General features: G+C 70.9%; 19 protein-coding genes. 10 read left to right on the top strand and 9 right to left on the bottom strand.

What is annotated here, in order from left to right; all coding sequences use genetic code 11:
• Positions 1–586: 586 nt before the first annotated feature.
• From ACNYC2_RS02535 to ACNYC2_RS02525, 3 genes are all read right to left on the bottom strand, one after another.
• The gene (locus tag ACNYC2_RS02535; RefSeq protein WP_419705542.1) at positions 587–961 is read right to left on the bottom strand and encodes a hypothetical protein; all 375 of its coding nucleotides are present in this window, start codon (positions 959–961) and stop codon (positions 587–589) included.
• 576 nt (positions 962–1,537) lie between these two features.
• Entirely contained in the window at positions 1,538–2,194 is a 657-nt protein-coding gene (locus tag ACNYC2_RS02530) for an LPXTG cell wall anchor domain-containing protein (protein WP_419707756.1), read from the bottom strand.
• A 143-nt stretch (positions 2,195–2,337) separates the two neighbouring features.
• A complete protein-coding gene (locus ACNYC2_RS02525; RefSeq protein WP_419705541.1) occupies positions 2,338–3,330 on the bottom strand; it encodes a LysR substrate-binding domain-containing protein in 993 nt (330 codons plus the stop codon).
• Positions 3,331–3,466: 136 nt separating this feature from the next.
• On the opposite strand from ACNYC2_RS02525, the gene ACNYC2_RS02520 reads away from it, so the two are divergent.
• The 3 genes from ACNYC2_RS02520 (at position 3,467) to ACNYC2_RS02510 (ending at position 7,262) form a co-directional block, all read left to right on the top strand.
• A complete protein-coding gene (locus ACNYC2_RS02520; protein ID WP_419705540.1) occupies positions 3,467–3,868 on the top strand; it encodes a DUF5997 family protein in 402 nt (133 codons plus the stop codon).
• On the top strand, positions 3,865–5,160 hold the full coding sequence (locus ACNYC2_RS02515) for a class I SAM-dependent methyltransferase (RefSeq protein WP_419705539.1): 1,296 nt from the start codon (positions 3,865–3,867) through the stop codon (positions 5,158–5,160). The genes ACNYC2_RS02520 and ACNYC2_RS02515 overlap by 4 nt, the downstream gene beginning before the upstream one ends.
• 86 nt (positions 5,161–5,246) lie before the next feature.
• Complete coding sequence (locus ACNYC2_RS02510) at positions 5,247–7,262, top strand: adenylyl cyclase (protein ID WP_419705538.1); 2,016 nt, start codon at positions 5,247–5,249, stop codon at positions 7,260–7,262.
• 232 nt (positions 7,263–7,494) lie between these two features.
• On the opposite strand, the gene ACNYC2_RS02505 is transcribed toward ACNYC2_RS02510, so the two are convergent.
• Both ACNYC2_RS02505 and ACNYC2_RS02500 read right to left on the bottom strand, forming a co-directional pair.
• Complete coding sequence (locus ACNYC2_RS02505) at positions 7,495–7,896, bottom strand: FKBP-type peptidyl-prolyl cis-trans isomerase (RefSeq protein WP_357454817.1); 402 nt, start codon at positions 7,894–7,896, stop codon at positions 7,495–7,497.
• Positions 7,897–7,955: 59 nt separating this feature from the next.
• Positions 7,956–8,867: a LysR family transcriptional regulator gene (locus tag ACNYC2_RS02500; protein WP_419705537.1), complete on the bottom strand. Its 912-nt coding sequence runs from the start codon at positions 8,865–8,867 to the stop codon at positions 7,956–7,958.
• An 82-nt stretch (positions 8,868–8,949) separates the two neighbouring features.
• Between ACNYC2_RS02500 and ACNYC2_RS02495 the strand changes: the two genes are divergently transcribed.
• The gene (locus tag ACNYC2_RS02495) at positions 8,950–9,909 is read left to right on the top strand and encodes a DMT family transporter (protein WP_419705536.1); all 960 of its coding nucleotides are present in this window, start codon (positions 8,950–8,952) and stop codon (positions 9,907–9,909) included.
• 74 nt (positions 9,910–9,983) lie between these two features.
• On the opposite strand, the gene ACNYC2_RS02490 is transcribed toward ACNYC2_RS02495, so the two are convergent.
• Together ACNYC2_RS02490 and ACNYC2_RS02485 are read right to left on the bottom strand one after the other, a co-directional pair.
• The gene (locus ACNYC2_RS02490) at positions 9,984–11,315 is read right to left on the bottom strand and encodes an RNA polymerase sigma factor (protein WP_419705535.1); all 1,332 of its coding nucleotides are present in this window, start codon (positions 11,313–11,315) and stop codon (positions 9,984–9,986) included.
• Positions 11,288–11,710: a YciI family protein gene (locus ACNYC2_RS02485; RefSeq protein WP_357506352.1), complete on the bottom strand. Its 423-nt coding sequence runs from the start codon at positions 11,708–11,710 to the stop codon at positions 11,288–11,290. The genes ACNYC2_RS02490 and ACNYC2_RS02485 overlap by 28 nt, the downstream gene beginning before the upstream one ends.
• 298 nt (positions 11,711–12,008) lie before the next feature.
• On the opposite strand from ACNYC2_RS02485, the gene ACNYC2_RS02480 reads away from it, so the two are divergent.
• The 4 genes from ACNYC2_RS02480 to ACNYC2_RS02465 all read left to right on the top strand — a co-directional run bounded on the left by ACNYC2_RS02480 (position 12,009) and on the right by ACNYC2_RS02465 (position 16,224).
• A complete protein-coding gene (locus tag ACNYC2_RS02480) occupies positions 12,009–13,940 on the top strand; it encodes a glycoside hydrolase family 15 protein (protein WP_377140928.1) in 1,932 nt (643 codons plus the stop codon).
• Between the two features lie 130 nt (positions 13,941–14,070).
• The gene (locus tag ACNYC2_RS02475) at positions 14,071–14,973 is read left to right on the top strand and encodes an alpha/beta fold hydrolase (protein WP_419705534.1); all 903 of its coding nucleotides are present in this window, start codon (positions 14,071–14,073) and stop codon (positions 14,971–14,973) included.
• A complete protein-coding gene (locus ACNYC2_RS02470; protein ID WP_419705533.1) occupies positions 14,966–15,592 on the top strand; it encodes a WHG domain-containing protein in 627 nt (208 codons plus the stop codon). Before ACNYC2_RS02475 ends, ACNYC2_RS02470 begins: the two co-directional genes overlap by 8 nt.
• A complete protein-coding gene (locus tag ACNYC2_RS02465) occupies positions 15,589–16,224 on the top strand; it encodes a hypothetical protein (protein WP_419705532.1) in 636 nt (211 codons plus the stop codon). Before ACNYC2_RS02470 ends, ACNYC2_RS02465 begins: the two co-directional genes overlap by 4 nt.
• 72 nt (positions 16,225–16,296) lie before the next feature.
• Here the strand turns inward: ACNYC2_RS02465 and ACNYC2_RS02460 are convergent, their stop codons facing one another.
• Positions 16,297–17,193, bottom strand: a complete 897-nt coding sequence (locus ACNYC2_RS02460; RefSeq protein WP_419705531.1) for a Bax inhibitor-1/YccA family membrane protein — start codon at positions 17,191–17,193, stop codon at positions 16,297–16,299.
• A 221-nt stretch (positions 17,194–17,414) separates the two neighbouring features.
• On the opposite strand from ACNYC2_RS02460, the gene ACNYC2_RS02455 reads away from it, so the two are divergent.
• Both ACNYC2_RS02455 and ACNYC2_RS02450 read left to right on the top strand, forming a co-directional pair.
• On the top strand, positions 17,415–18,368 hold the full coding sequence (locus ACNYC2_RS02455) for an ABC transporter ATP-binding protein (protein WP_419705530.1): 954 nt from the start codon (positions 17,415–17,417) through the stop codon (positions 18,366–18,368).
• On the top strand, positions 18,365–19,252 hold the full coding sequence (locus tag ACNYC2_RS02450) for an ABC transporter permease (RefSeq protein WP_419705529.1): 888 nt from the start codon (positions 18,365–18,367) through the stop codon (positions 19,250–19,252). Before ACNYC2_RS02455 ends, ACNYC2_RS02450 begins: the two co-directional genes overlap by 4 nt.
• Before the next feature lie 114 nt (positions 19,253–19,366).
• Here the strand turns inward: ACNYC2_RS02450 and ACNYC2_RS02445 are convergent, their stop codons facing one another.
• Complete coding sequence (locus ACNYC2_RS02445; RefSeq protein WP_419705528.1) at positions 19,367–22,990, bottom strand: efflux RND transporter permease subunit; 3,624 nt, start codon at positions 22,988–22,990, stop codon at positions 19,367–19,369.
• Between the last annotated feature and the right edge of the window lie 41 nt (positions 22,991–23,031).

Genomic DNA, 23,031 nt, shown 5'->3' with positions numbered 1-23,031 from the left:
CTGTTGATTTCGACGCTAGATCTGCGACGGACCCCATGCAAGAGCATCAAAACGGACATTGCTGTCCGCGCGTGACGTGGCTGGGCACGGCAATTCAGGGCCCGCGATCAATCTTTTCCGGCAGGAGCGAAAGGGAAGGGTGAAATTCTGCGGCGGTCAGCTACCCGGCCTCGCGCAGAGCCCTGGTGACCAGGAGTTTCACCCGAAACGCCGCGACCAGGGCGTATGCACACGCGCCCACGCTCAACCGGACGCGCAAGCGCCGAGTTGCATGGATTCAACGTCGAACACCCCGCAACAAGGTCGCTTCCGGGTCCGTAGCTTGCTGCCGTGAGGAGCATTCGATCGCAACCAGATGCGCAACAAGCTTTTACCGCAAATCACCCAGGATTCCGGAAGCTTAATTCACCCGGCTCTCGGTGGAATTCACCCGCTCACAACAAAGAACGGGCGCCCGGCCGGCCCTCCGTCCGGAGCCAGAGCTCCTGGGACGAAGAACCTGCCGGTCGCCCGCGCTATGCCGCGGTCGTACGTTGCGATCGTCTCGGTCGTCGATGACCGAGGCGTGACGCCTGGCTCTCCTCGATCAGGAGTTGGGTGTGGAAGTCGGCGTCGGCGTCGGCTCGTACGTGGGCTCGTAGTACACGGTGTAGTGGCTGATGCCCTTGCCCGACACATGCGTGATGGTCACGGTCGTGGCGGGTTCGTCGAGCAGCACGTACATGGGACCGTCCCCCTGCTTGACGGAGCCGGCCTTGACGCAGTACCCGGTGATGACCATGCCCGCAGGCGCGGTGACGGTGACCGAGGTCTGCTCACCCGAGACCTCCACCTTGCCCTCGACAGGGCAGACCGCCGGGTCGGACGATCCGGTCGGAGTGGCACTCGCCGCGACCGAAGCCGTGGCGTAGAGGCCCAGTGCCAGAAGCGCAGCGGCCCCGAGCGCAAGTAAACGCTTCATTCGGTGTTCCTCTTTCCGACGAATAGCGCCGCACAGGACGCGACGCAGTTGTTGCACCGAAGGTAGGCGTGGAGGAAATACCCTGCAACAGGTCGCCTTCGCCATATCCGGCTCGCCGATCAAGCTCATCCGAACAGCTCTTACAGGGGTCCGGAGGTGCTCAGCGCGACCGGGTGAACGCCTCACGCCACGAGGCCCCTTGGGCCTCCGCCTGCCCACGTTGCCAGCAGATTCACCCGCGCGGGGCCTGGACCAGCAGGGATACGCCGGCCTTGGCCGGCCCGAGCGGCAGCCTGCTCAGGAAAGGGGAGCTCGCCGAGCAGAAACCGGTCCAGGAAACGACACGGGAACCACCGGAAGGCCGTGCTGGACGAGCATTTCACCTCCGGGCGAAAGAACGTTCTAGTCGGCCATTGTCATACGCAGGGACAACGAGATATCTCACCCGTGGAGATCACCCGCCGCACAGCAGAGCGGGCGCCCAGCCGACACATCTTCTCCCCTGAGCCCGAAGCTTGAGGAACCAGATGACGGCCGGACGCCCGCTCTGCTCAGCGGTCGTTCGGTACGGCTGGGTCAGCTACCCAGAACGCCCTTGCGGCGAAGCACGATCAGCGTCACGCCGCCGCCCACGAGGGCCAGCGCGATCAGCGTGAAGCCGATGGCGGTGCTGGCGCCGGTGGCAGCGAGCTCACCCGGCTCCTCGGAGGGCGCGGTGGTCGCCTCGCCCTCGCCGGCCGGGACCGTGGACCCGTCGCCCGGGGTGCCCGTGGTTGGCTCGACGGCCGGCTCCGACGGGGTGCCGGACGAACCCTCGGAGGGCTCGCCGCTCGGCACGACGCTCGGCTCCTGGCTCGGCTCCGTCGGGGTGGGCTCCGGCGTCGGCTCCGCCTTGACCGTGACGAGCGTGTAGTGGCTGATCGCCTTGCCGGACGGGTGCGAGATCGTCACGGTGGCGGCCGGCGGGTCGACGACCACGTCAACGGGACCGTCGCCCTGCTTGTCCGATCCAGCCTTCACGCAGTAGCCGGTGATCAGGTAGCCGGGCTCCGCGGTCACCTCGAGCGTGAGGTGCTCGCCAGTGACGTCGATCTTGCCGTCCTTCGGGCAGGTCGACTCGCCACCGCTGGGGGTGGCCGCGACGGGAGCGCCGGCGATCGGTGCGGCGAACGCGGCGGCGGGCGAGCCCATGAGGCCGGCGAGGAGGAGCGCGGAAGCTCCCAAGACGGTCATCTTGCGCACTGAGCGCTCCTTCGAGACGGGGATCTGTCGCGTGCCCAATCTTTCGGGCACGACCCCGGAGCGTAGCGACAATGGCGCAGTTCGCCAATATCCGTTATTTCATTGAAATAACTTACAAAGGCTTGAACTCACGCCTACTTTCCTTTGCCCTTCTTCTTCCCCTTGGAGGCCGGACGCGCGCCCTTGCCCCGCTGGAGACCGCCACCAGCCCGTTGAACACCCCCGCGACCACCTGCCTTGGCCCCGCTGCGCCCCGCGTTGGAGCGCCCAGCGGCCCCGCCCGAACCGCCCTTCACCGGTTTCTTCACCCCGGCCCCGGCCGATTTTCGAGCAGTGCCCGCTGCGGCATCCTCGGCCTGCTGAGCGCTCGGGCGACCCCGGCCGCGCGAGCTGTTCACCGTGCGCCCGCGGACGATCCCGACGAGCTCCTCGACCAGGTCGGTGGTGCGCTCGTCAGGCCAGATCAGCCCCACTGGCGCCGTCGGCCCGTCCACGAGAGGGCGATAGACCACGTCCTTACGGCGGTGCAGGCGTGCGAGCGACATGGGCAGCACCGCCACCCCCACGTTCGCGGCGACCGTCACCACGGCGTCGGCGGTGGTCGGGACCTGGTCCAGCGGGTTCCCGTCCGGATCCACGGGCACGACGCCAGGAACCGGATGTGTGGCGAAGAGGACGTCGTCCGCGGGAACCCAGACCGGGTCACCGGCGATGTCGGCGACGGACACCGTCTCCTCCTCGTCGAGGGCCGCGAGCAGGTGATCGCGCGAGAAGCACACCACCGACGTCTCCTCGTAGAGCGGGATCGCGGAGAACACGCCCTTGTCCACGGGGAGCCTGCCGATCGCGGCATCGGCCTCCTCCGCCTCCAGCGCGGGGAGGATGGCGTCCGACTCGAGCTGCACCAGCTCGAGCCGCACGTCAGGCAGCCGTTCACGCCACACGGACGCCCACTTCCCGGGTGTCGCACCCGGCACGTACGCCAGGCGGAAGCGCGGCAGGCTCGGGTCGGCGTAGACGTCGGCGTCCTCCACCGGCTCCGCGCCGTCCTCGACCTCCGGCACAGAAGGGTCGGTGGGGTCGCCGCCCGGAACAGGCGGTCCGACGTCGGGCAGGGGCTGGCTCACGTGCCAAGGCTACGGGCTGGACCTCGCCCCCGTTCCGCCTGGATCCCCACAGAGCTGAATCAGCAGAGCCGAATGAGCGGTGAGGATCACGCCCGCCATGGAGAGCGGGAAGGGCAGGCGCCGATACCCTGGGAACATGAGTTCCTCCTTCGCCTCGCAGCGGTTCAAGCCGTCCAATGCCGCCAAGCGACTCGGCGTCTACCTGCCTGCCACCCCGCAGGAGTTCCAGGACAACCCGATAACGCGCGCAGAGCTCGAGGAGCTGGAGACCAACCCGCCCGAGTGGCTCGCCGAGCTGCGCCGCAACGGACCGCACCCGCGGCCCGTCGTGGCGGGGCGCCTCGGCATCTCGATCGCCGGCCTCGCGCGCGGTGGCGTCACCGAACCGCTGACCACCGAGCAGATCAACGAGATGCGCGACGACCCGCCGGCCTGGCTGGCCCAGGAGCGCGAGATCGCAGCTCAGGTGCGCGCCGAGGAGGAGCGGGTCGAGGAGGCCCGCAAGGCCGCGGAGAAGAAGGCCCGCTCCGCCCGGTGAGTCCAGAGGCCGACGCCGTCCTGGCCGAGCTCCTGCCATTTCCTGAGGACGGTTCGCGCGCCGACGGCCCGGTCGCCGTCGACGCGACCGACCGGCTCCTGCTCGACGAGGCCACGCCGCTGATCGCGCAGGACCCCGACGGCGTGGTGGTGATCGGCGACCGGTTCGGGGCGCTGAGCCTGGGTGCTCTGGCTCTGGGCGCACGTGACGTCCGGGTGCACCAGGACGCGATCACGGCGGAGGCGGCGCTCAGCGCCAACTCCGCGCGCGTGTCGGAGGTCCTGTGGGAAGGGCGCGCACGGGCTGCGGCGACTTCGCCGGTCCCGCCCGAACAGGCCCCGCTCGGGCTGACCTCGCACGACAAGTTCGAGCCCCGTCTGCTCACCGGTGCGCGGCTCGTGCTGCTCCAGCTGCCCACGTCGCTGGCGGAGCTGACCGAGATCGTCGAGCACGTGGCCCGGTACGCGGACCCGGCGGTCACGCTGCTCGCCGGCGGCCGCGTCAAGCACATGACGCACGCGATGAACGACGTGCTCGGCGCGTCGTTCGCGCAGGTCAGCGCTTCGCTCGCCCGGCAGAAGTCGCGGCTGCTCATCGCGCGGGAGCCACGGTCCGACGTCGAGCCGCTCACCTACCCCGTCACCGCCCGGCTCACCGACCGCGAGATCCTGGCCGCCATCGGCTCGCCCGAGGGCGCGCCCGCGCCGGACGCCGGGCTGACCGTCGTCGCGCACGGAGCCGCCTTTGCCGGTGCCACGCTCGACCTCGGCACACGCTTCCTGCTGGCGCAGGCCGACCGCTGGCCCGAGCCGGCGGACGTGGACGGGCGCCCCGTCGCCGTCGACCTCGGCTGCGGCACCGGCATCCTCGCGGCCGTCCTGGCGCTGCGCTGTCCCCGTGCCCACGTGATCGCGACGGACCGGAGCGCTGCCGCCTGCGCCTCGACGACGGCGACGCTCGCAGCGAACGGCGTCAGGGCCACCGTCGTACGGGGCGACGCCGGGGACCTGCTCCCCGTCCCCGACGGCTCGGCGGACCTCGTGCTGCTCAACCCGCCGTTCCACGACCGCGCCGCGCTGAGCACCGACGCCGCGCACCGCATGTTCGCCGCGGCGGGCAAGGTCCTGCGCGACGGCGGCGAGCTGTGGACCGTCTTCAACACGGGGCTGCACTACCGGGGCGCGCTGCAGCGCGCCGTCGGACCGACGGAGCACATGGCGCAGAACCCGAGGTTCACGGTGACCCGGAGTCTGCGGAAAGCACTTACAGACGAGTCAGTGGCGGACCGCTAGCCTTGCGGGGCGCTCGCCCCGGGCGCACCCGCACCGGCAGCATGCCCGGTCACCGCCGGCCTGCCCCGAGCTCGAAGGATCTGTCGATGAGGACACTCCGCACCACACTGCGCGGCGCCGCCGTCGCGGCGGTCGCAGCATCGCTCGCCGCCGGAGCCGCGGTCGCAGCACTGCCGGCCACCGCTGCGCCGTCCGCCACCGACGCGGGCAGGGCCATGGCGAAGAGCTCCGTGGCCAAGCCTGGCGCGACGTCCGAGGCCAAGGAGCAGAAGGCGAAGAAGCCAAAGGTGAAGAAGCCGAAGAAGGCGGCGGCCGACCCGGACTTCGGGCCCAACGTCACGTTCATCGACCCGTCCTGGACGACCGACCGGATCAACACGTTCCTCGACTCGGTGAACGACGAGGCCGAGATGAGCCTGGGCCGGCACCAGGTCTTCTTCGAGCCCGGCACGTACGGTAGCGCCGCCGGCCAGGACGACCCGGCCACGGCCACCGACATCGTCAACCAGACCGTCGGGTACTACGAGTCGATCTCGGGCCTCGGCGCGCAGCCGAACGCCGTCCAGATCAACGGCGCCCTGCACGTGGAGCCCGTGGTCGGCTGCCCGGACCGGCCGTGGGAGTGCGCCGCCCCCGGCTCGCTGAACCACTTCTGGCGGTCGATGTCGAACCTGGCGATCAACCCGATCCAGCGCCCGGTCGGCGAGGACGCCGCTCGCCCGTTCCCGGCGGGCGTGACCGAGCCGCACCAGATGCGCTGGGCGGTGTCGCAGGCAGCGCCGATGCGCCGCATGGACATCCAGGGCAGCCTCACGGTCTTCGGCCGGTACGGCGAGTTCGCCTCCGGCGGCTACCTCGCGAACTCCCGCGTGGCCGGCACCATCGCCACCGGCTCGCAGCAGCAGTGGTTCACGCGCAACAGCGAGGTCGGCACCTGGGACGGCGGTGTCTGGAACATGGTGTTCTCGGGCGTCGACGGCGCCCCGGCCACCGACTTCGGGCAGGACCTCGGCAACGGGGCCAAGGGCGTCAAGACCACGTTCGACAACACCCCGATCAGCCGCGAGGCCCCGTTCCTGTACCGGGCCGGAAACGGCGAGCTCGCCGTCTTCGTGCCGAACGCGCGCACCAACAGCAGCGGCACCGATTGGTCGACGTCTGCCGAGTCGGGCACGTCGATCGGCATGAACGACTTCTACGTAGCGCGGGAGGACGTCGACTCCGCCGCGTCGATCAACGCCGCCCTGGCCGACGGCAAGAACCTCATCCTCACGCCGGGCGTCTACGAGCTCGACGCCGCGCTGCGGGTCGACCGTGCCGACACGGTGGTGCTCGGCCTCGGCTACGCCTCGCTCACGCCGACGGCGGGCAACAGCGTGCTGGAGATCGGCGACGTCGCGGGCGTGAAGGTCGCGGGCATCACCGCCGACGCGAACGTGCCGGAGTCGGCGACGCTGATCAAGGTGGGTCCCACGGGCGCGAGCGTCTCGGACCCGGCCAACCCGACCACGCTCACCGACGTCTTCGTCCGTGTGGGCGGCCCCTGGGAGGGCAAGGCCGTCACCTCGATCGAGGTGAACAGCGACAACACCCTGCTCGACCACATCTGGGCGTGGCGCGCGGACCACGGCCAGGGCGTCTCCTGGGGCGGCAACACGGGCGCACACGGCGTCGTCGTCAACGGTGACGACGTGACGGCGACCGGCCTGTTCGTCGAGCACTACCAGGAGGAGCAGACCATCTGGAACGGCGAGAACGGCCGCACGATCTTCTACCAGAGCGAGATCCCGTACGACCCGCCGTCGCAGGCGGCGTTCATGGACGGCGACCGCCTCGGCTACGCCTCCTACCGCGTGGCGGACGACGTGACGACCCACGAGGCGACAGGCCTCGGTGTCTACTCGTTCTTCAACCAGGGCCAGGACATCCGCGTGGAGTCGGGCATCCAGGCCCCCACCACCCCGAACGTGAAGTTCCGCTCCATGACCAGCGTCTTCCTCAACGGCTCGGGCGGCATCAACCACATCATCAACAACACGGGCGCCCCGGCAGTAGGCAGCTTCGCCTCCCCCCAGCTGATCGCCTACCCCCCAACCAGCTGACCCGCCAGTCAACCAGCCAGCCACCCAACCGGCTGGCGAACCCCACCAGCCAACCAACCCCTACGGGGAAGTGACGCCCACAGAAGAGCGGGCGGAGAACAAGAACGCCTGCGCGGACGTAAAGGGACGAAACAGGTGAGCCGCCTCTGGAGGCGCCTCGTCGGCCCAGTCCGCGCAGGCGTTCTTGTTCTCCGCCCGCGGGCTCTACTCAAAGAGCCCTACCCGAAGAGCGTCACTTCACGTCGACGACGTCCACCACGAAGACGAGCGTGTCCCCACCACCGATCCCAGCCTGCGGCACCCCACGCGCCCCGTAACCGTGCTCCGGCGGGATCGACAGCAGCAGACGCGAGCCGACGTTCTGGCCCACCATGCCCTTGTCCCACCCGCCGATGACGGCGCCGACGCCGATCGGGAAGTCGATGGTGGTGCCGCGGTCGTACGAGTTGTCGAAGACGTGGCCGCCCCAGGTCTGGCCCAGGTAGTTCACCACGATGGTGCGCCCGGACTCGACGACCGGGCCGTTGCCCTCGGAGAGGACCTGTACCTGCAGGCCGGCGGGTGCGCCACCCTCGGGGAACGTCAGCTCCGGCTTGTCACCGAAGGTGCCGGAGGCGGTAGGAAGCGTGGTCACGAGGATTACCTCTCGATCGGGAGGGCGCCGAGCAGTCCCAGCGCCGTTACCCACCCACCCTATGCGGCCACCACGGCTGCCCGCGAAGCGACGGCGGCCTGCCGCAGCGCGTCCAGGGCGGCGATGGCGGGCGGGGTGTGCGCGACGGCGTCCTGCAGCACCGCGTAGATCGAGCGCACGGGCGCGGGCCGCACCACGGGCACCGAGACGGTCGCGGGCGGCAGGTTGACGGCGCCGAGCTCGGGCAGCACGGTCATGCCGATCCCCGCCTCCACGAACGCGACCGCCGTCGGGTAGTCGTGCGCCTCGACGCGGAACGTGGGGCTGAAGCCCGCCGCCGTGCACGCCTGAAGGAGGTTGCGCCGGCACCAGCCGCGGGCGAAGTCGTTGTCGATCCAGGACTCGTCCTCGAGCTCGGCGAGCTCGATCTCGTCCCGGTCGGCGAACCGGTGGTTCTGCGGCAGGACGGCGACGTACGGGTCGTCGAGGAGGTGGTGGGCCGTGAAGCCGCTCCCCGCCGCGAACTCGGCGTTCGCGACGACGATCTGCAGGTCCGCCCGGTCCTCGGTCTTGTCCGGGATGTGCTCGGCCAGCTCCAGGTCGAGGCGGACGCCGGAGAACTGCGTGGTCACGGTGCGTACGACGTCGGGCAGCCAGGCCGAGCCGACCGAGGCGAAGTAGGCGACCGAGAGCGAGCCGGTGCGGCCCGCACGCAGGTCGGCGACCATGGCCTCGGCCTCGCCGAGCCGTTCGAGCACGCCGTCGGCCTGGGCGGCCAGCGCGTGCCCGGCCGCGGTGGGCCGGATGCCGCGGCCGTGCCGGGCCAGGAGCTTCAGGCCCGTCTCGCGCTGGAGCGCCGAGACGTGCTGGCTGACGGCGGACGGCGTGTAGCCGAGGTTCGCCGCGGCCGCGCCGATGGATCCGGAGGCGACGACGGAACGGAAGACGCGGAGGCGGTGGACGTCGAGCATGAGCCCACTGTACAGCGGGACTGAATTCGAATGAAGAAAGAATCGCTGGTGCTTCACAGTACTTCGGGGCGACGATCGCACCATGACCAACACCACGGCCGAAAGCCGCCAGACCCTGGCTCCGGCACCGGGCAAGGTTCCGGACATGACCCTGACCGCCGTGGCTGCTCCGCCGGCCACGAACCGCTTCCTCGTCCCCGCGGCCGCCGCGGTGACCGTGGTGCTGTGGGCGTCCGCGTTCATCGGGATCCGGGCCGCCGGCCAGGACTTCTCCCCCGGCCCGCTCGCCCTGGGCAGGATGTTCGTCGGCGCCCTCGCGCTCACCGTCATCGCCGGCCTGGCCGGCAAGATCCGGCTGCCGCGCGGCCGGACGCTGGCCGGCGTCGTCGTCTGGGGAGTCCTCTGGTTCGGGCTGTACAACCTGGCCCTCAACACCGCGGAGCGCACCCTCGACGCAGGGACCGCATCCCTCCTGGTCGGGCTCGCCCCCATCCTGATCGCAGTGTTCGCCGGGATATCGCTCGGCGAGGGGTTCCCGGCACGGCTCCTCGCCGGTATCGGCATCGCCTTCGCCGGCGTCGCCGGGATCGCGCTCGCCACGTCGAGCGGGGCGTCCGACACGGTGAGCGTCGCCCTCGGCCTGGCCGCCGCCGTCGTCTACGCCGGGAGCACGATCCTGCAGAAGCGCCTGCTGCCGAAGGTGGACTCCCTGACCATGACCTGGCTGGGCTGCGTGGTCGGGGCGGTCGCGTGCCTCCCGTTCGCGCCGGTGCTCCTGCACGAGCTCGCCGCGGCCCCGACGTCGGCCACGCTGAGCGTCGTCTACCTCGGCGTCTTCCCCACGGCCATCGCGTTCATCACCTGGGGCTTCGCCCTGACCCGGACGACGGCGGGCCGGCTCGGCGCCGCGACCTACGCCGCCGCGCCGCTCGCCGTCCTCATGTCGTGGGCCGTACTGGGCGAGGTCCCGACCCCGTTCGCCCTGATAGGCGGCACGCTATGCCTGACAGGCGTCCTGGTGGCCACCCTCCGCCTCCGCTGAGGCGCTTCCGTTGGTCGAGCTCGTCGAGACCGGTCTCGACCTACGGGGTCTCGACAAGCTCGACCAACGAGGGCTCAGATCTCCGCCGCCTTGCGCTCCAGGACCGAGCGTTCCGCGGTGTTGCCGCACAGCTCGGCCGCGCGCAGGTACTCGCCGCGGGCCTCGGCGGTGCGGCCCAGCCGCGCGAGCAGCTCGCCCCGCACCCCCGGCAGCAGGTGCGACCCCGCGAGCACGCCCTGCCCCACCAGGCCGTCCACCACGCGCAGCCCGACGCCGGGGCCGCGCGCCATCGCGACCGCCACCGCCCGGTTCAGGTCCACCACCGGCGACGGCGCCAGGCGCCCGAGCGCCTCGTAGAGCACCACTATCCGCTCCCAGTCCGTCTCGGGCACCGAACGCGCCACCGCGTGGCACTCCGCGATCGCCGCCTGCAGGGCGTAGACCCCCATACCCGCCGGGCCGACGGCGCGGCGCAGCGCCGCCCTGCCCCGGATGATCGCCGCCCGGTCCCAGCGCCGCCGGTCCTGGTCCTCCAGCAGGATCGGCTCGCCCGACGGCCCGGTGCGGGCCGGGAACCGGGCCGCGGTCAGCTCCAGCAGCGCGAGCAGGCCGAACGTCTCCGGCTCGGGCGCGAGGCGGCTGAGCACCCGGGTCAGGCGCACCGCCTCGCGTGCCAGGTCGTGCCGGATCCAGTCGTCACCCGACGTCGCCGACGAACCCTCGGTGAAGATCACGTACAGCACGCCGCGCACCGAGGCGAGCCGCGCGGTCCGGTCCGCGCCGTCCGGCACCTCGAACGGGACCTGTGCCGCCGCGATGGTCTTCTTGGCACGCGTGATGCGCGCCTGCACCGTCGCGACCGGCACCAGGAACGCCCGGGCGATCTCGTCGCTCGTCAGGCCACCCACGACGCGCAGCGTGAGCGCGACCTGTGCCTCCCGCGAGAGCACGGGGTGGCAGGACACGAACATGAGCGCGAGCACGTCGTCGTCGATCCGGTCGGGATCGACCTCAGCCGGGTCAGAACCCGGCTGAACTGCGACGATGCTCGTCCCGGCCCGAGCGGGCCCCGTTCCGGCGCCCGACGTCGCCTCCCCCTCGGCCAGGCCGTGCGCGAGCGCGGCGTACCGCTCGTCCCGCCCGGCGCGGCGCCGGTAGGCGTCGATCGCCCGGCGCCGCGCCGTCGCGACGAGCCACGCGGCGGGATCGCGCGGCGCGCCGTCGCGCGGCCAGGAGACGAGCGCCTCGGCGAGCGCCTCCTGGGCCACGTCCTCGGCGAGCTCGAAGTCGCGGGTGTAGCGGGTGAGCGCACCCACGATGCGCGCGGACTCGATCCGCCAGACCGCCTCGACGGCCCGCCGGGCGGCGTCCTCGCCGGTCAGAGCTGACCGGTCGACTCGCGCCACGAGCGCTCCTTCTGGACGTGCTCGTTGTCCTGCGGGAAGTCGTCCAGCTGCTGCACGCGGCGGATCTCCAGCTTGCTCCCCGGCCCGGCGAGCGGCGCCCGCCTGGCCCACTCGACGGCTTCCTCCCGCGATGCGACGTCGACGATCCAGAAGCCGTTGAACAGCTCCTTGGTCTCGCCGTAGGGACCGTCGGTCACGACTGGCGTCTCGGACGAGTAGTCGACGACGACGGAGTCGGCCGCGTCCGTGAGGCCTTCGCCGGCGACGAGCACGCCCGCCTGGACCATGTCCTCGTTGAACTTGCCCATGTCGTTCATGATCTTCTCGAAGTCCATGTTCTCGTAGACGGCCATCGTCTCGTCGGTCGAGCGCATGATCAGCATGTACTTCGGCATGGTTTCTTCTCCTGTGTGTCCGGGCCCCCTGATGGGACCTTCTCACCCACAGGTCGAACGGGAAACCGCTCGATCGACACAACCCGGATATTCCCTTCAGGAATTCATGACGGTGCATGGAGCAGGGGTTCCGCGCGTCACACACGCCCGGCTTGCCAGGCGCGCGGAACGTGCGGAACCCTTGAGTCTCATGACGCTCGAATCGATTGAGCCCGTGGGGGCCGATGCCGAAGTTCCCACGGCATCCGGCAAAACCCCACGGCGCCGCCAGGCCCCGAAGCCCACGAACTCGGGTCCGGTGAAGGGACATACGACGAGCGACGGCGCCTCCCCGCGCGCCTGGGACGGACGCAGCAAGTTCCCGCACATCGGCGAGTACGGGTTCCTCTCCGACTGTGAGACCAACGCGCTGATCGCGCCGTCCGGCAGCGTCGAGTGGATGTGCGTCCCTCGACCCGACTCCCCGAGCATCTTCGCCAAGATCCTCGACCGGGGAGCCGGCTACTTCCGCGTGGGACCGCACGGCGTGCGGGTGCCCGTCGCGCGCCGCTACCTGCCCGGCACGCTCATCCTCGAGACCACCTGGCAGACGCCGACCGGCTGGCTCGTCGTCCGCGACGCGATGCTGATGGGCCCGTGGCACGATCTCGAGTCGCGCTCCGGCACGCACCGCCGCACCCCCACGGACGACGACGCCGAGCACATCCTGATGCGCACCATCAAGTGCGTCTCGGGCACGGTCGACCTCGAGGTCGTGTGCGAGCCGCGCCCGGACTACGCCCGGTCCGAGGTCGACTGGGAGTACGAGAACAGCGGGTACTCGTCGGTGGTGGCCCACGTCGGCGACTCCAACCCCGACCTGCACCTGCAGTCCAGCCTGCGGTTCGGGCTGGAGGGCAAGCGCGCCACCGCGCGCACACGGATGACGGAGGGCGCCACGCACTTCGTCGCCATGTCGTGGGGCTCGCAGAGCGCGCCGACGACGTACGCGGGCGCCCTCGACGCGATGTGGCGCACCGAGCGGTTCTGGCGCGACTGGATCACGCAGGGCGAGTTCCCGGACCACCCGTGGCGCGCCTACCTCCAGCGGTCGGCGCTCACCCTGAAGGGCCTCACCTACTCCCCCACGGGGGCGCTGATCGCCGCCGCCACGACGTCCCTGCCCGAGACCCCGGGCGGCGAGCGCAACTGGGACTACCGGTACGCGTGGATCCGTGACTCCACGTTCGCGCTGTGGGGGCTGTACACCCTCGGCCTGGAGCGTGAGGCGAACGACTTCTTCGCGTTCATCCAGGACGTCTGCCGCGACAACCGGCAGCTCCAGATCATGTACGGCGTGGGCGGCGAGGAGACCCTCGAGGAGTTCGAGCTGCCGCACCTGTCGGGTTACGAGGGCGCGCAGCCGGTCCGCATCGGCAACGCCGCGTACGACCAGCGGCAGCACGACGTGTGGGGTGCCGTGCTGGACTCCGTGTGGCTGCACGCCAAGTCGCGCGACCAGCTGCCCGAGTCGCTGTGGCCCATCCTCAAGCGGCAGGTCGAGGAGGCCGCGAAGCACTGGCACGAGCCCGACCGGGGCATCTGGGAGGTGCGCGGCGAGCCGCAGCACTTCACCAGCTCCAAGCTCATGTGCTGGGTCGCGATGGACCGGGGCGCCAAGCTCGCCCGGCTGTACGACGAGCTCGACTACGCGCAGTCGTGGCAGAAGATCGCCGACGAGATCGCCGACGACATCTGCACCAAGGGCGTCGACGAGCGCGGCGTCTTCACGCAGCGCTACGGCGACCCGGCGCTCGACGCCTCGCTGCTGCTCGTTCCGCTGCTGCGTTTCCTGCCGCCGGACGACCACCGCGTCAAGGCGACGGTGCTGGCGATCGCGGACGAGCTCACCGAGGACGGCCTGGTGCTGCGCTACCGCACCGACGAGACCGACGACGGCCTGCAGGGCGAGGAGGGCACGTTCACGATCTGCTCGTTCTGGCTCGTCTCCGCGCTGGTCGAGATCGGTGAGGTGGAGCGCGCCAAGTCGCTGTGCGAGCGGCTGCTCGGTTACGCGTCGTCGCTCAACCTCTACGCCGAGGAGATCGAGCCGGGCACCGGACGCCACCTCGGGAACTTCCCGCAGGCGTTCACGCACCTGGCGCTGATCAACGCCGTCATGCACGTGATCAAGGCGGAGAACGGCGAGGCGGAGAAGGGCTACTTCGGAGTGGTGCCCCGCCCGTCCTGACCCCCAACCCCTTTCCGCGAAGTAGAGCGCCTGTCCGTCCCGCACGAGGTTCGCCTCGCCGGGACGGACAGGCGCTCTACTTCGCGGAAGGGGGTTGCGCCGTTTGGCTAATAGGCGTAGCTTTCTGGCTATGACGACCAGCCAGAGTGATCCGCTCGCCTTCCTTCCGCGTCCCGAGGGCAACATCGCGTACAGCGACACGGGCGCCGGGCCGCTCGTCGTCGCCGTCCCCGGCATGGGTGACCTCCGGTCCACCTACGACGACGTCGCTCCCGCCCTCGTCGAGGCCGGCTACCGCGTGGTCGTCGCCGACCTGCGCGGCCACGGCGACTCGGACACCACGTTCCGCACCCACGGCGACGACGCGACGGGCACCGACCTGATCGCGCTCGTCGAGCACCTCGACGCCGGCCCGGCGGTCCTGATGGGCAACTCGATGGGTGCCTCGGCCGCCGCCTGGGCCACCGCTGAGCGCCCGGACCTGGTGCGCGGCCTGGTCCTGCTCAGCCCGTACCTGCGCCAGCCCGGCTCCCCGGGTCTGCAGAAGGTCATGGGCGTGGCGTACCGGGTGCTCTTCGCCCGGCCGTGGGGCGCCGCGTTCTGGGGGTCCTTCTACTCCTCCATCAGCAAGGGGCGCCGTTCCTCCCGCCACGCCGAGCACGTCGCCGCGATCCGGCGGAACATGAACGAGCCGGCCCGGCTGCGTTCGCTCCGCGACCTTGCGGTAGCGCTCGACCACTCGATCGTCGAGGCCCGCCTGGCGGCCGTCAAGGCGCCTTCCGTCACCGTGGTCGGCGCGCTCGACCCCGACTTCTCCGACCCCGCGGCCGAGCTCGACTGGATCACCGGGGCGATCGACACCCGCGGCATCCTGGTCCCCGACGTAGGCCACTACCCGCAGCACCAGGCGGCCGACGTCGTCGTACCCGCCGTGCTCGAGCTCCTCGCCGACCTCCCGCCCCTGCCCGCACCCGCCGCCGCACCCACCGCCAACACCGCCGCACAGGCCCAGGACGGCGGCACCCGTGCCTAGGGCGGGCCTGTCCCCCGACGCCGTCGTGCGCCTGGCGGTCGAGGTCGTCGACGCCGGCGGCACGACCGGGTTCGCCGACCTGACGCTGGCGAAGGTCGCCGCGAAGGCAGGTGTCGCGGCCCCCAGCCTCTACAAGCACGTCGGCTCGCTGGCCGACCTGCGCCGCGAGGTCACGCTGATCGCCGTCGGCGAGCTCACGGCAGCCGGCACCTCGGTGACCGTCGGCCGGGCCGGAGCCGACGCCCTCCGCGCGCTGGCGACGGCCTGGCGCGGCTACGCCCTGGACCACCCCGGGCGGTACGCGGCCACCCAGATCGGCCCGGACCCCGACGCTCCCGCCGACGCCGCGCTCCGCGACGCGGCGGCCGAGAGCGTCCAGGTGGTGGTCGCCGTCCTGCGGGGCTTCGGCCTCCCGGACGCCCATCTGATCGACGCCGTCCGCGCGGTCCGCGCCGGCGTGCACGGCTTCGTCACCCTCGAGCTCGGCGGCGGCTTCCGGATGCGGGAGGACGTCGACCAGAGCTTCACGGTGCTGCTCGACATGCTCGTCGCGGGAGTCGCCGCACTCGCACGGTCCGACACACCTCAGAGCGACACCACCACCGGGAGCCACTCATGACCACCGTCCGCTGGACCCGCGTCGCCTTCGTCGCCGCAGGCCTCACCTTCCTGCTCTTCCCCCTGCTGCGGCCCTGGCCGGACGAGACGGTGGCCACCGCCGAGCTCGCCACGGCCTTCGCGTCCGACCGCTGGGTGGTGGCGCACCTGTGCGGGATCCTCGGCCTCGCCCTCCTCGCGCCCGCGTTCCTGGGACTGCGGACGGTCCTCGTCCAGGCCGGCGTCGGAGCCGCGACCTGGGCGCTCGTCACCGCGTGGACCGGCGCCGGTCTTGCGGCGCTCTACTTCGGCGCCGAGATCTTCGGCATCCGCACCATCGCGGAAGCCGCGCTGCGGGACGGCGACCTCGGACTGCTCGCCGACATCGAGGTGCTGCGCATGCAGCCGTGGGCAGTCGCTCTGTTCGCCGCGGGTCTGTTCCTGATCGCGGTGTCCGGGGTGCTGGTAGCGGTCGCCCTGTGGCGGGCGGGCGGCCGCCTGAGGTGGGCCGGCATCCCGCTGGCGATCGGCCTGGTGCTCGTACTTCCCCAGTTCTTCGGCGGACCGGAGCTGCGGATCACGCACGGCTTCCTCTTCGCCGCGGGATGCGTCCTGGTCGCCGCCGTCACACCTTCCCGAACCGCCCGGGCATAGTCCCGCGCACGACGACGGCCCGGTCACCTTCCGCTGGAAGGTGACCGGGCCGTCGCTGGTACAGCAGGTGGGTCAGTCGCTGCCGAAGCTGCTGATGATCGTCACGAGACGAAGCAGCTCGAGGTACAGCCAGATCAGCGTCACCAGCAGGCCGAAGGCTGCCGCCCAGGCCATCTTGGCGGGCACGCCGGCCTCGACACCACGCTTGATGGAGTCGAAGTCGACGATCAGGGAAGCCGCTGCGAGACCGACGGCAACCAGACCGACGATCACGCCGATCGGACCGTTACGCATGCCGAAGCCGTCCAGCACGCCGGTCATCAGCAGCACGAAGTTGATCAGGCTGAAGAGGGCATAACCGAGCAGGGCGAACATCAGCCAGCGCGTAAACTTGGGGGTCACCCGGACCTTGCCGCTCCTGAACAGGAACAGGCTCACGGCGAAGACCGACGCGGTACCGAGAACCGCCTGCCACACGGCACCGTCGGCGATCTGGTTGTACATCAGCGAGATCGCGCCGAGGAACGCGCCCTCGAACACCGTGTACGCCACGATCAGCGCGGGGCTCGGGTTGCGCTTGAACGCGTTGACCAGACCGAGGACCAGGCCACCGATCAGGCCGACGATCATGACGACGCCCAGCATGGGCCGAGGTACCAGCGTCCACGTCGCCGCGGCCACCACGACCAGGAGGGCGAGCAGCCCACCGGTCTTGATGATCACGTCGTCATAGGTCATGCGCTTGGTGTCCGCCGTGGTGGCGGACGGCGACTGGTACATCGCGTCAAGATCTGACGCGTCCATGGGCTGCTGGCCGCCGTACTGACCGTACTGGCCGGCCTGCGGCGGCGTGCCATATGCGGGAGTCTGGTTGGGGTAGGTGGCGGTGCCGCCACGGCGGGCGTCAGCTGCACCGGTGCGACGGGGCTCACCGAAGACGTCGCTTCTCGAAAAGACGGGGTTGCTCATCTGCTCCTCCTGGTCTGTCGGACCATCCTAGGGAACGCTGGGAAGGTCTCAGTAGTTCCCGGGTCATACCTTCGGATGAACTCGGTCCGCCCGAGGGATGATCCGGGCGTGTAAAGGGTGCGGCGGGCGCCGTCGGCTCCCTAGGCTCGTGCTAACCAATCTTGTAGTGACCGACCAGTGGCCGCAGAGGCCACCCGGCGTGCCAGATGGAAGGGCAAGTGATGATCGAGGCCACAGGCCTGACGAAGAGGTACGGCACGAAGACGGCCGTGGACGGAGTCACGTTCACCGTGCAGCCGGGCCAGGTGACGGGCTTCCTGGGCCCGAACGGTGCCGGGAAGTCGACCACCATGCGCATGATCGTGGGCCTGGACAAGCCCACCGCGGGCACGGTCACGGTGAACGGCAAGCCCTACGCCGCGCACCGCAGCCCGCTCGCCGAGGTGGGTGCGCTGCTCGACGCGAAGGCCGTGCACACCGGGCGGACCGCCCGCAACCACCTGCTCGCCATGGCAGCCACTCATGACATCCCGACGAAGCGGGTCGACGAGGTGATCGAACTCACAGGCCTGCGGCCCGTCGCGAGCAAGCGCGTGGGCGGCTTCTCGCTCGGCATGGGCCAGCGCCTCGGTATCGCGGCGGCCCTGCTCGGCGACCCGCGCACGCTCATCCTCGACGAGCCCGTCAACGGTCTCGACCCCGAGGGTGTGCTCTGGGTCCGCAACATCGCGAAGTTCCTGGCGTCGGAGGGCCGCACGGTCTTCCTGTCCAGCCACCTGATGAGCGAGGTCGCCCTCACCGCCGACCACGTGCTCGTCATCGGCAAGGGCCGCATCCTCGCCGACGCACCGGTCTCCGAGATCGTCGACGGCGCAGCGCGCAAGATCGTGCGGGTCCGGTCACCGCAGGCCACGGTGCTCGCCGAGCTCCTGAAGGGCACCGACGCCGAGGTGGACCCCGTCGAGCCCGGCCTCCTGGAGATCCGGGGCACGGACGCGGCCACCGTCGGCGAGCTCGCCTCCTCCGCCCGGATCGTGCTGCACGAGCTCACGCCCGTCGCGTCCACGCTCGAGGAGGCCTACATGTCACTGACCGCCGACTCGGTGGAGTACCAGTCCGAGGCCATCGCGGGCCACGCGGGCACACAGTCCGACCTCGATGGGAGCAAGGCATGAGCGCGACGGTCACGGCTCCGGCGGGCGGATCCGCGCCGGGTATGACGACGGAGAAGACCACGGTCCGCAACGTCACCTTCTGGCGGGTGCTGCGTTCCGAGTGGATCAAGCTGTGGAGCCTGCGCTCGACGTGGTGGACGCTCGGTTCGACGGTCGTGGTGATCGTCGGCTTCGCGCTCATGATGGCTCTCATCGTCCAGCTCGTCGGGAACGAGATGGAGGGTGCAGCACCTGAGGACCAGGCCGCCATGGGCGGGATGCTCGGCGGGACCATGGTCGTCAGCGCGGGCTTCGAGATGGCGGCCCTCGTGGTCGCGGTGCTCGGCGCCCTGATGATCACCGGTGAGTACTCCACGGGGATGATCCGCTCGACGTTCGCGGCGGTGCCCAGCAGGCTCCCGGCCTTCTTCGGCAAGGCGGTCGTGCTGGCGCTCGTCACCGTGGTGCTCATCACCGTGTCGCTCGCGCTGAGCTGGCTCGTCACCTACCCGATGCTGAGCTCGAACGACGCGACGGTCGACTTCGGCGACGGCGGCCAGGTGCGCTCGCTGCTCGGCACCGTGCTGTACGTGACGCTCGTGGCGCTCTTCGCGCTGGGGCTCGGCGCCCTGCTGCGGCACACCGCCGGCGCGATCTTCACGGTGGTCGCGATCTTCCTCGTGATCCCGACGATCGTCCAGATCGCTACCTTCGCGGCCTCCCAGCTGGAGTGGGTAGGCACGGTGAACAAGCTGCTGCCCAGCGTGGCCGGGGCGCAGATCACGCCGAACGCCGGCGCGTTCCCCGACGTGCTCGACCCGTGGGTCGGCATCAGCGTGCTTGCCGGCTACACCGTGGTGATCCTGACCGGTGCGGCGATGCGCCTGAAGCTTCAGGACGCGTAGCGGGACGACGTCGGCCGGTCGCTCCGACGTCCGCTTCCGTCACACGATCAGGCACGGTTCTGGCCCCAGAACCGTGCCTGATCGTGTTCTCGGGGCGGACGTCGGAGCCGGCCGTCAGTCGGGCGGATCCAGCGGGTGGGGCCAGGCCGGAGGGGGCGTGGGCCGCTGGTAGGCCGGCTCGGCGACCGGTGCGGGCTGCGGCGGCCACGGTGACGGAGGTCGCCGCTGAGGCTGGGGCGTCTGGTTCTGCGGCTGGAACTGCGGGGCCGGCTGCTGCCTGGCCGGCGCCACTTGAGGTGGCCAGGGGGCCGGAGCCTGAGCCGGCGTCGGCCTGCTGTGCCGCGCCGGACGAGCCTGGTCGGGCTGTGCCGGCGGCCAGGTCGGCTGGACAGGCGCGCCCTGCTGGACCGGTGCGCCCTGCGCTCGACGCTGCGCCGCCGCCTCCCGGCCGACGGTCTGGAAGGCACCGGTCGCCACACTGGGGAAGGCGCCGGTCAGCGGCCGGCGAGTGGTGCGCCCGGCCGCCTGGTCCGCCGCTCGTCGCCGCTCGGCCCGGCGTTCGAAGATCGTGTAGATCACCGGCACCACGTACAGCGTGAGCAGGGTCGAGGACACGAGCCCACCGACAACCACGAGCGCCAGCGGCTGCGAGATGAAGGCCCCGCCACCGGTCAGCCCGAGCGCCATCGGCAGCAGCGCGAAGACCGTGGCCAGGGCGGTCATGACGATGGGCCGCAGCCGCTTCCGGGCGCCCTCGCGCACGGCTTCGTCGAGACCCATGCCGTCCTGCCGGTACTGGTTGATCAGATCGATCAGGACGATCGCGTTCGACACGACGATGCCCACCAGCAGGAGGGTGCCGATCAGCGCGGGCACGCCCAGCGGCGTGTTCGTGGCGACCAGCGCGACCAGAGCTCCGACCGCCGCGAACGGGATCGACACCAGCAGGATGAACGGCTGCGCCAGGCTGCGGAACGCCGCCACCATGACGATGAACACGAGGGCGATGGCGGCCAGGAGCGCCATGCCCAGGTTCTTGAAGGCGTCCGCCTGGTCGGCCGCCGCACCACCCACCGACACCGTCGCCCCTGCCGGCAGGTCCGTCGACTCGATCTCGGCGTTCACCGTCTCTGTGACCGCGCCGAGGTCGTCACCGGCGGGCGTCACCGACACGGTCGCGGACCGGTCGCCGTCGATCCGGCTGATCGACGTCGGCGTCCTGGCGACCTCCACGTTCGCGACGTCGCCCAGCGGTATGGCGCCGACCGCCGTCGGGACCGGGATCGCCCTGATCCCGGCCATCGTGCTCGGTACCGCACCCGCGGCGAGCGTGACCCCGACCGGCCCCTCGGCGGTGTGCAGCTCGCCGATCTCCCGTGCGCCCGCCATCGCGGCGGACGCGACGGCGGTCACCTGGGTCTCGGTGAGCCCGTACCCGGCCGCGGCCTCGCGGTCGACGGTCACCTCGACGATCTCCTGCGCCGCCGCCAGGTCGTTGCTGACCTCGGCCACCCCGTTCAGACCGCTCGTCGCTTCCTGCAGCTGATCGGTGGCCTCGGTCAGGGTCGCGTCGTCGCGCGCACGGACCACGAGGTCGATCGACGACGTGCCGACGGAGTCACCGGCGGACACGGAGATCTCGGTCGCGGGTGCCTCGGTCAGCCCTCCGACGGCGGCGCGGATGTCGGCTGCGGCGTCCGCGCCGTCGGCGTCCGCGGCGAGGGTGACCGCGAAGGACGCCTTGAGGCCCGCACTGGCCCCGCCGAAGGCCGCCATCGACATGTCGCCGCTGCTGCCGACGGTGGCCTGCACGCTCTCGACCGCGTCGACGTCGGCCAGAGCGGCCTCCACCTGCTGCGCCGCCTCGTCCTGCCCGGCGAGCGACGTGCCGGGCGCGTAGTGCTGCGTGACGGTCACCGTGTCCTGGCCGCTGTCCCCGAGAAAGCTCGTCTCCATGTCCGGGACGAGGGCGGCAGTGCCGCCGAGGATCGCGACGGCCACCGCGATCGTCACGACCGGCCGGCCCAGCGCGCCGTTCAGCGTCGGCACGTAGATCCGCTGCCAGACACCTCGGCTCTCCTTCTCCTCCGCCACCGCCCGGGCGAGCGCCGCGCCCCGGCCGGCCTTCTTCGGCGGGCTGATGAACCAGTACGCCAGCACCGGCACGATCGTCAGCGCCACGACGAGCGAGGCGAGCATCGCTATCGACACGGTCAGGGCGAACGGCCGGAACAGCTCGCCGACCATGCCGCCGACGAACGCGATGGGCAGGAAGACGGCGACGGTGCAGATCGTGGAGGCCGCGATGGCCCCGCCGACCTCGCGTACGGCCGCGAGGATCGCAGTGGTCTTCTCCTCGCCGTACGACATGTGCCGCTTGATGTTCTCGATCACGACTATCGCGTCGTCGACCACGCGGCCGATCGAGATCGTGAGCGCGCCCAGCGTCAGGATGTTGAGGGTGTAGCCGCCCGCACTCATGGCGATGAACGTCACCGCCAGCGACAGCGGGATCGAGATCGCGGACACGAGCGTGGAACGCATCGACATCAGGAAGACCAGGATGACGAGGACGGCGAACAGCAGGCCGAGCCCGCCCTCCGTGGCCAGCCCGTGGATCGAGTCCTCGACGAAGGGCGCCTGGTCGAACACGACGGCGGTGTCGACGCGACGCTCGGTCAGCGTGTCCGCCACCTCGGCCTCCGCGAGCGCCCGCTCGATCGCGTGCGACACCTCGACGGTGTTCGCCTCCGGCGTCTTCGTGATGGCCAGGCCAAGGGAGGGCTCGCCGTCGAGGCGGGAGTACGACGTCGCATCCACGGGCTCGAGCTGTACGGACGCGACCTGCCCCAGCAGCGGCGGGCTGTCCGGCACGACAGGCGTACTCGGGTCGGCGGGCAGGACGCCGGCCATCGCGTCGGCGCCGGTGCCCGTGGCGGCGCCTGCTGTGTCGCCCGCTGCCGTGTCGCCCGCTGCCGCACCCGGGCCACCGGCTCCGCCCGGGACGACGGGCAGCTGTGCGATCTGGTCGACCATGTCGACGGGCTTGCCGAGCTGGACTGACCAGGCGCGTCCGCCCTCGGTGATCTCGCCCGCCGGCAGGACCACGCCGTTGTCCTGCAGCACCGTGGTCAGGTCCTCGGCGGTGAGGCCTGCGGCGGAGAGCTTCTCCTGGTCGGGCAGGATGCGGACCTCTGTCTCGCGCTCGCCCGTGACCGCGACCGCGCGGACGCCGTCGACGTCCTCCAGTGCGGGTACGACCACGTTCTGGACCGTGTCGGCGAGCGCGTCGGGGCTCTTGTCGCCCGCCACGGCCATCTGGACCACCGGCACGTCGTCGACCGAGCCGGTGGTGACCTGGGGGGTGACGCCCTCGGGCAGGGCCGGCTGGATGCCCGCCACCGCGGTCTGGAGACGCTGGGAGGCGGCCTCCATGTCGGTGCCGTAGGTGAACTCGACGGTGGTGAGCGAGACGCCGGTGGACGCGGTGGACCGGACTGCCGCGATCCCGTCGATCGAGGCGACGGCCTCCTCGATGACGTCGGTGACCTGCTCCTCCACGACCTCGGGTGACGAGCCCTGGTACTGCGCGCTCACGATGCCGGTCGGGAGCTGCAGGGACGGGATCAGCTCCTGCTTCAGGGAGGTCATGCTCAGCACCCCGAACACCGCTATCGCGATGGTCACCAGCGCCACGACGGCTCGGTTCGCGAGGGACAGCCGGGCGAGATGGAACACGAGGACTCCACGGTGCGGACGAGGTTCGGGCATACGGCGCG

The organism is Promicromonospora sp. NFX87 (assembly GCF_048564965.1).
Classification (GTDB): Bacteria; Actinomycetota; Actinomycetes; order Actinomycetales; family Cellulomonadaceae; genus Promicromonospora.
Note: the sequence above shows the minus strand (reverse complement) of the source record. Positions and strands in the feature narration are given on the sequence as shown.

Coding starts and splice junctions, on each gene's coding strand:
- ACNYC2_RS02535 (WP_419705542.1), bottom strand. CDS start 961: ATGAAGCGTTTACTTGCGCTCGGGGCCGCTGCGCTTCTGGCACTGGGC.
- ACNYC2_RS02530 (WP_419707756.1), bottom strand. CDS start 2,194: ATGACCGTCTTGGGAGCTTCCGCGCTCCTCCTCGCCGGCCTCATGGGC.
- ACNYC2_RS02520 (WP_419705540.1), top strand. CDS start 3,467: ATGAGTTCCTCCTTCGCCTCGCAGCGGTTCAAGCCGTCCAATGCCGCC.
- ACNYC2_RS02510 (WP_419705538.1), top strand. CDS start 5,247: ATGAGGACACTCCGCACCACACTGCGCGGCGCCGCCGTCGCGGCGGTC.
- ACNYC2_RS02500 (WP_419705537.1), bottom strand. CDS start 8,867: ATGCTCGACGTCCACCGCCTCCGCGTCTTCCGTTCCGTCGTCGCCTCC.
- ACNYC2_RS02495 (WP_419705536.1), top strand. CDS start 8,950: ATGACCAACACCACGGCCGAAAGCCGCCAGACCCTGGCTCCGGCACCG.
- ACNYC2_RS02485 (WP_357506352.1), bottom strand. CDS start 11,710: ATGCCGAAGTACATGCTGATCATGCGCTCGACCGACGAGACGATGGCC.
- ACNYC2_RS02475 (WP_419705534.1), top strand. CDS start 14,071: ATGACGACCAGCCAGAGTGATCCGCTCGCCTTCCTTCCGCGTCCCGAG.
- ACNYC2_RS02465 (WP_419705532.1), top strand. CDS start 15,589: ATGACCACCGTCCGCTGGACCCGCGTCGCCTTCGTCGCCGCAGGCCTC.
- ACNYC2_RS02460 (WP_419705531.1), bottom strand. CDS start 17,193: ATGAGCAACCCCGTCTTTTCGAGAAGCGACGTCTTCGGTGAGCCCCGT.
- ACNYC2_RS02455 (WP_419705530.1), top strand. CDS start 17,415: ATGATCGAGGCCACAGGCCTGACGAAGAGGTACGGCACGAAGACGGCC.
- ACNYC2_RS02450 (WP_419705529.1), top strand. CDS start 18,365: ATGAGCGCGACGGTCACGGCTCCGGCGGGCGGATCCGCGCCGGGTATG.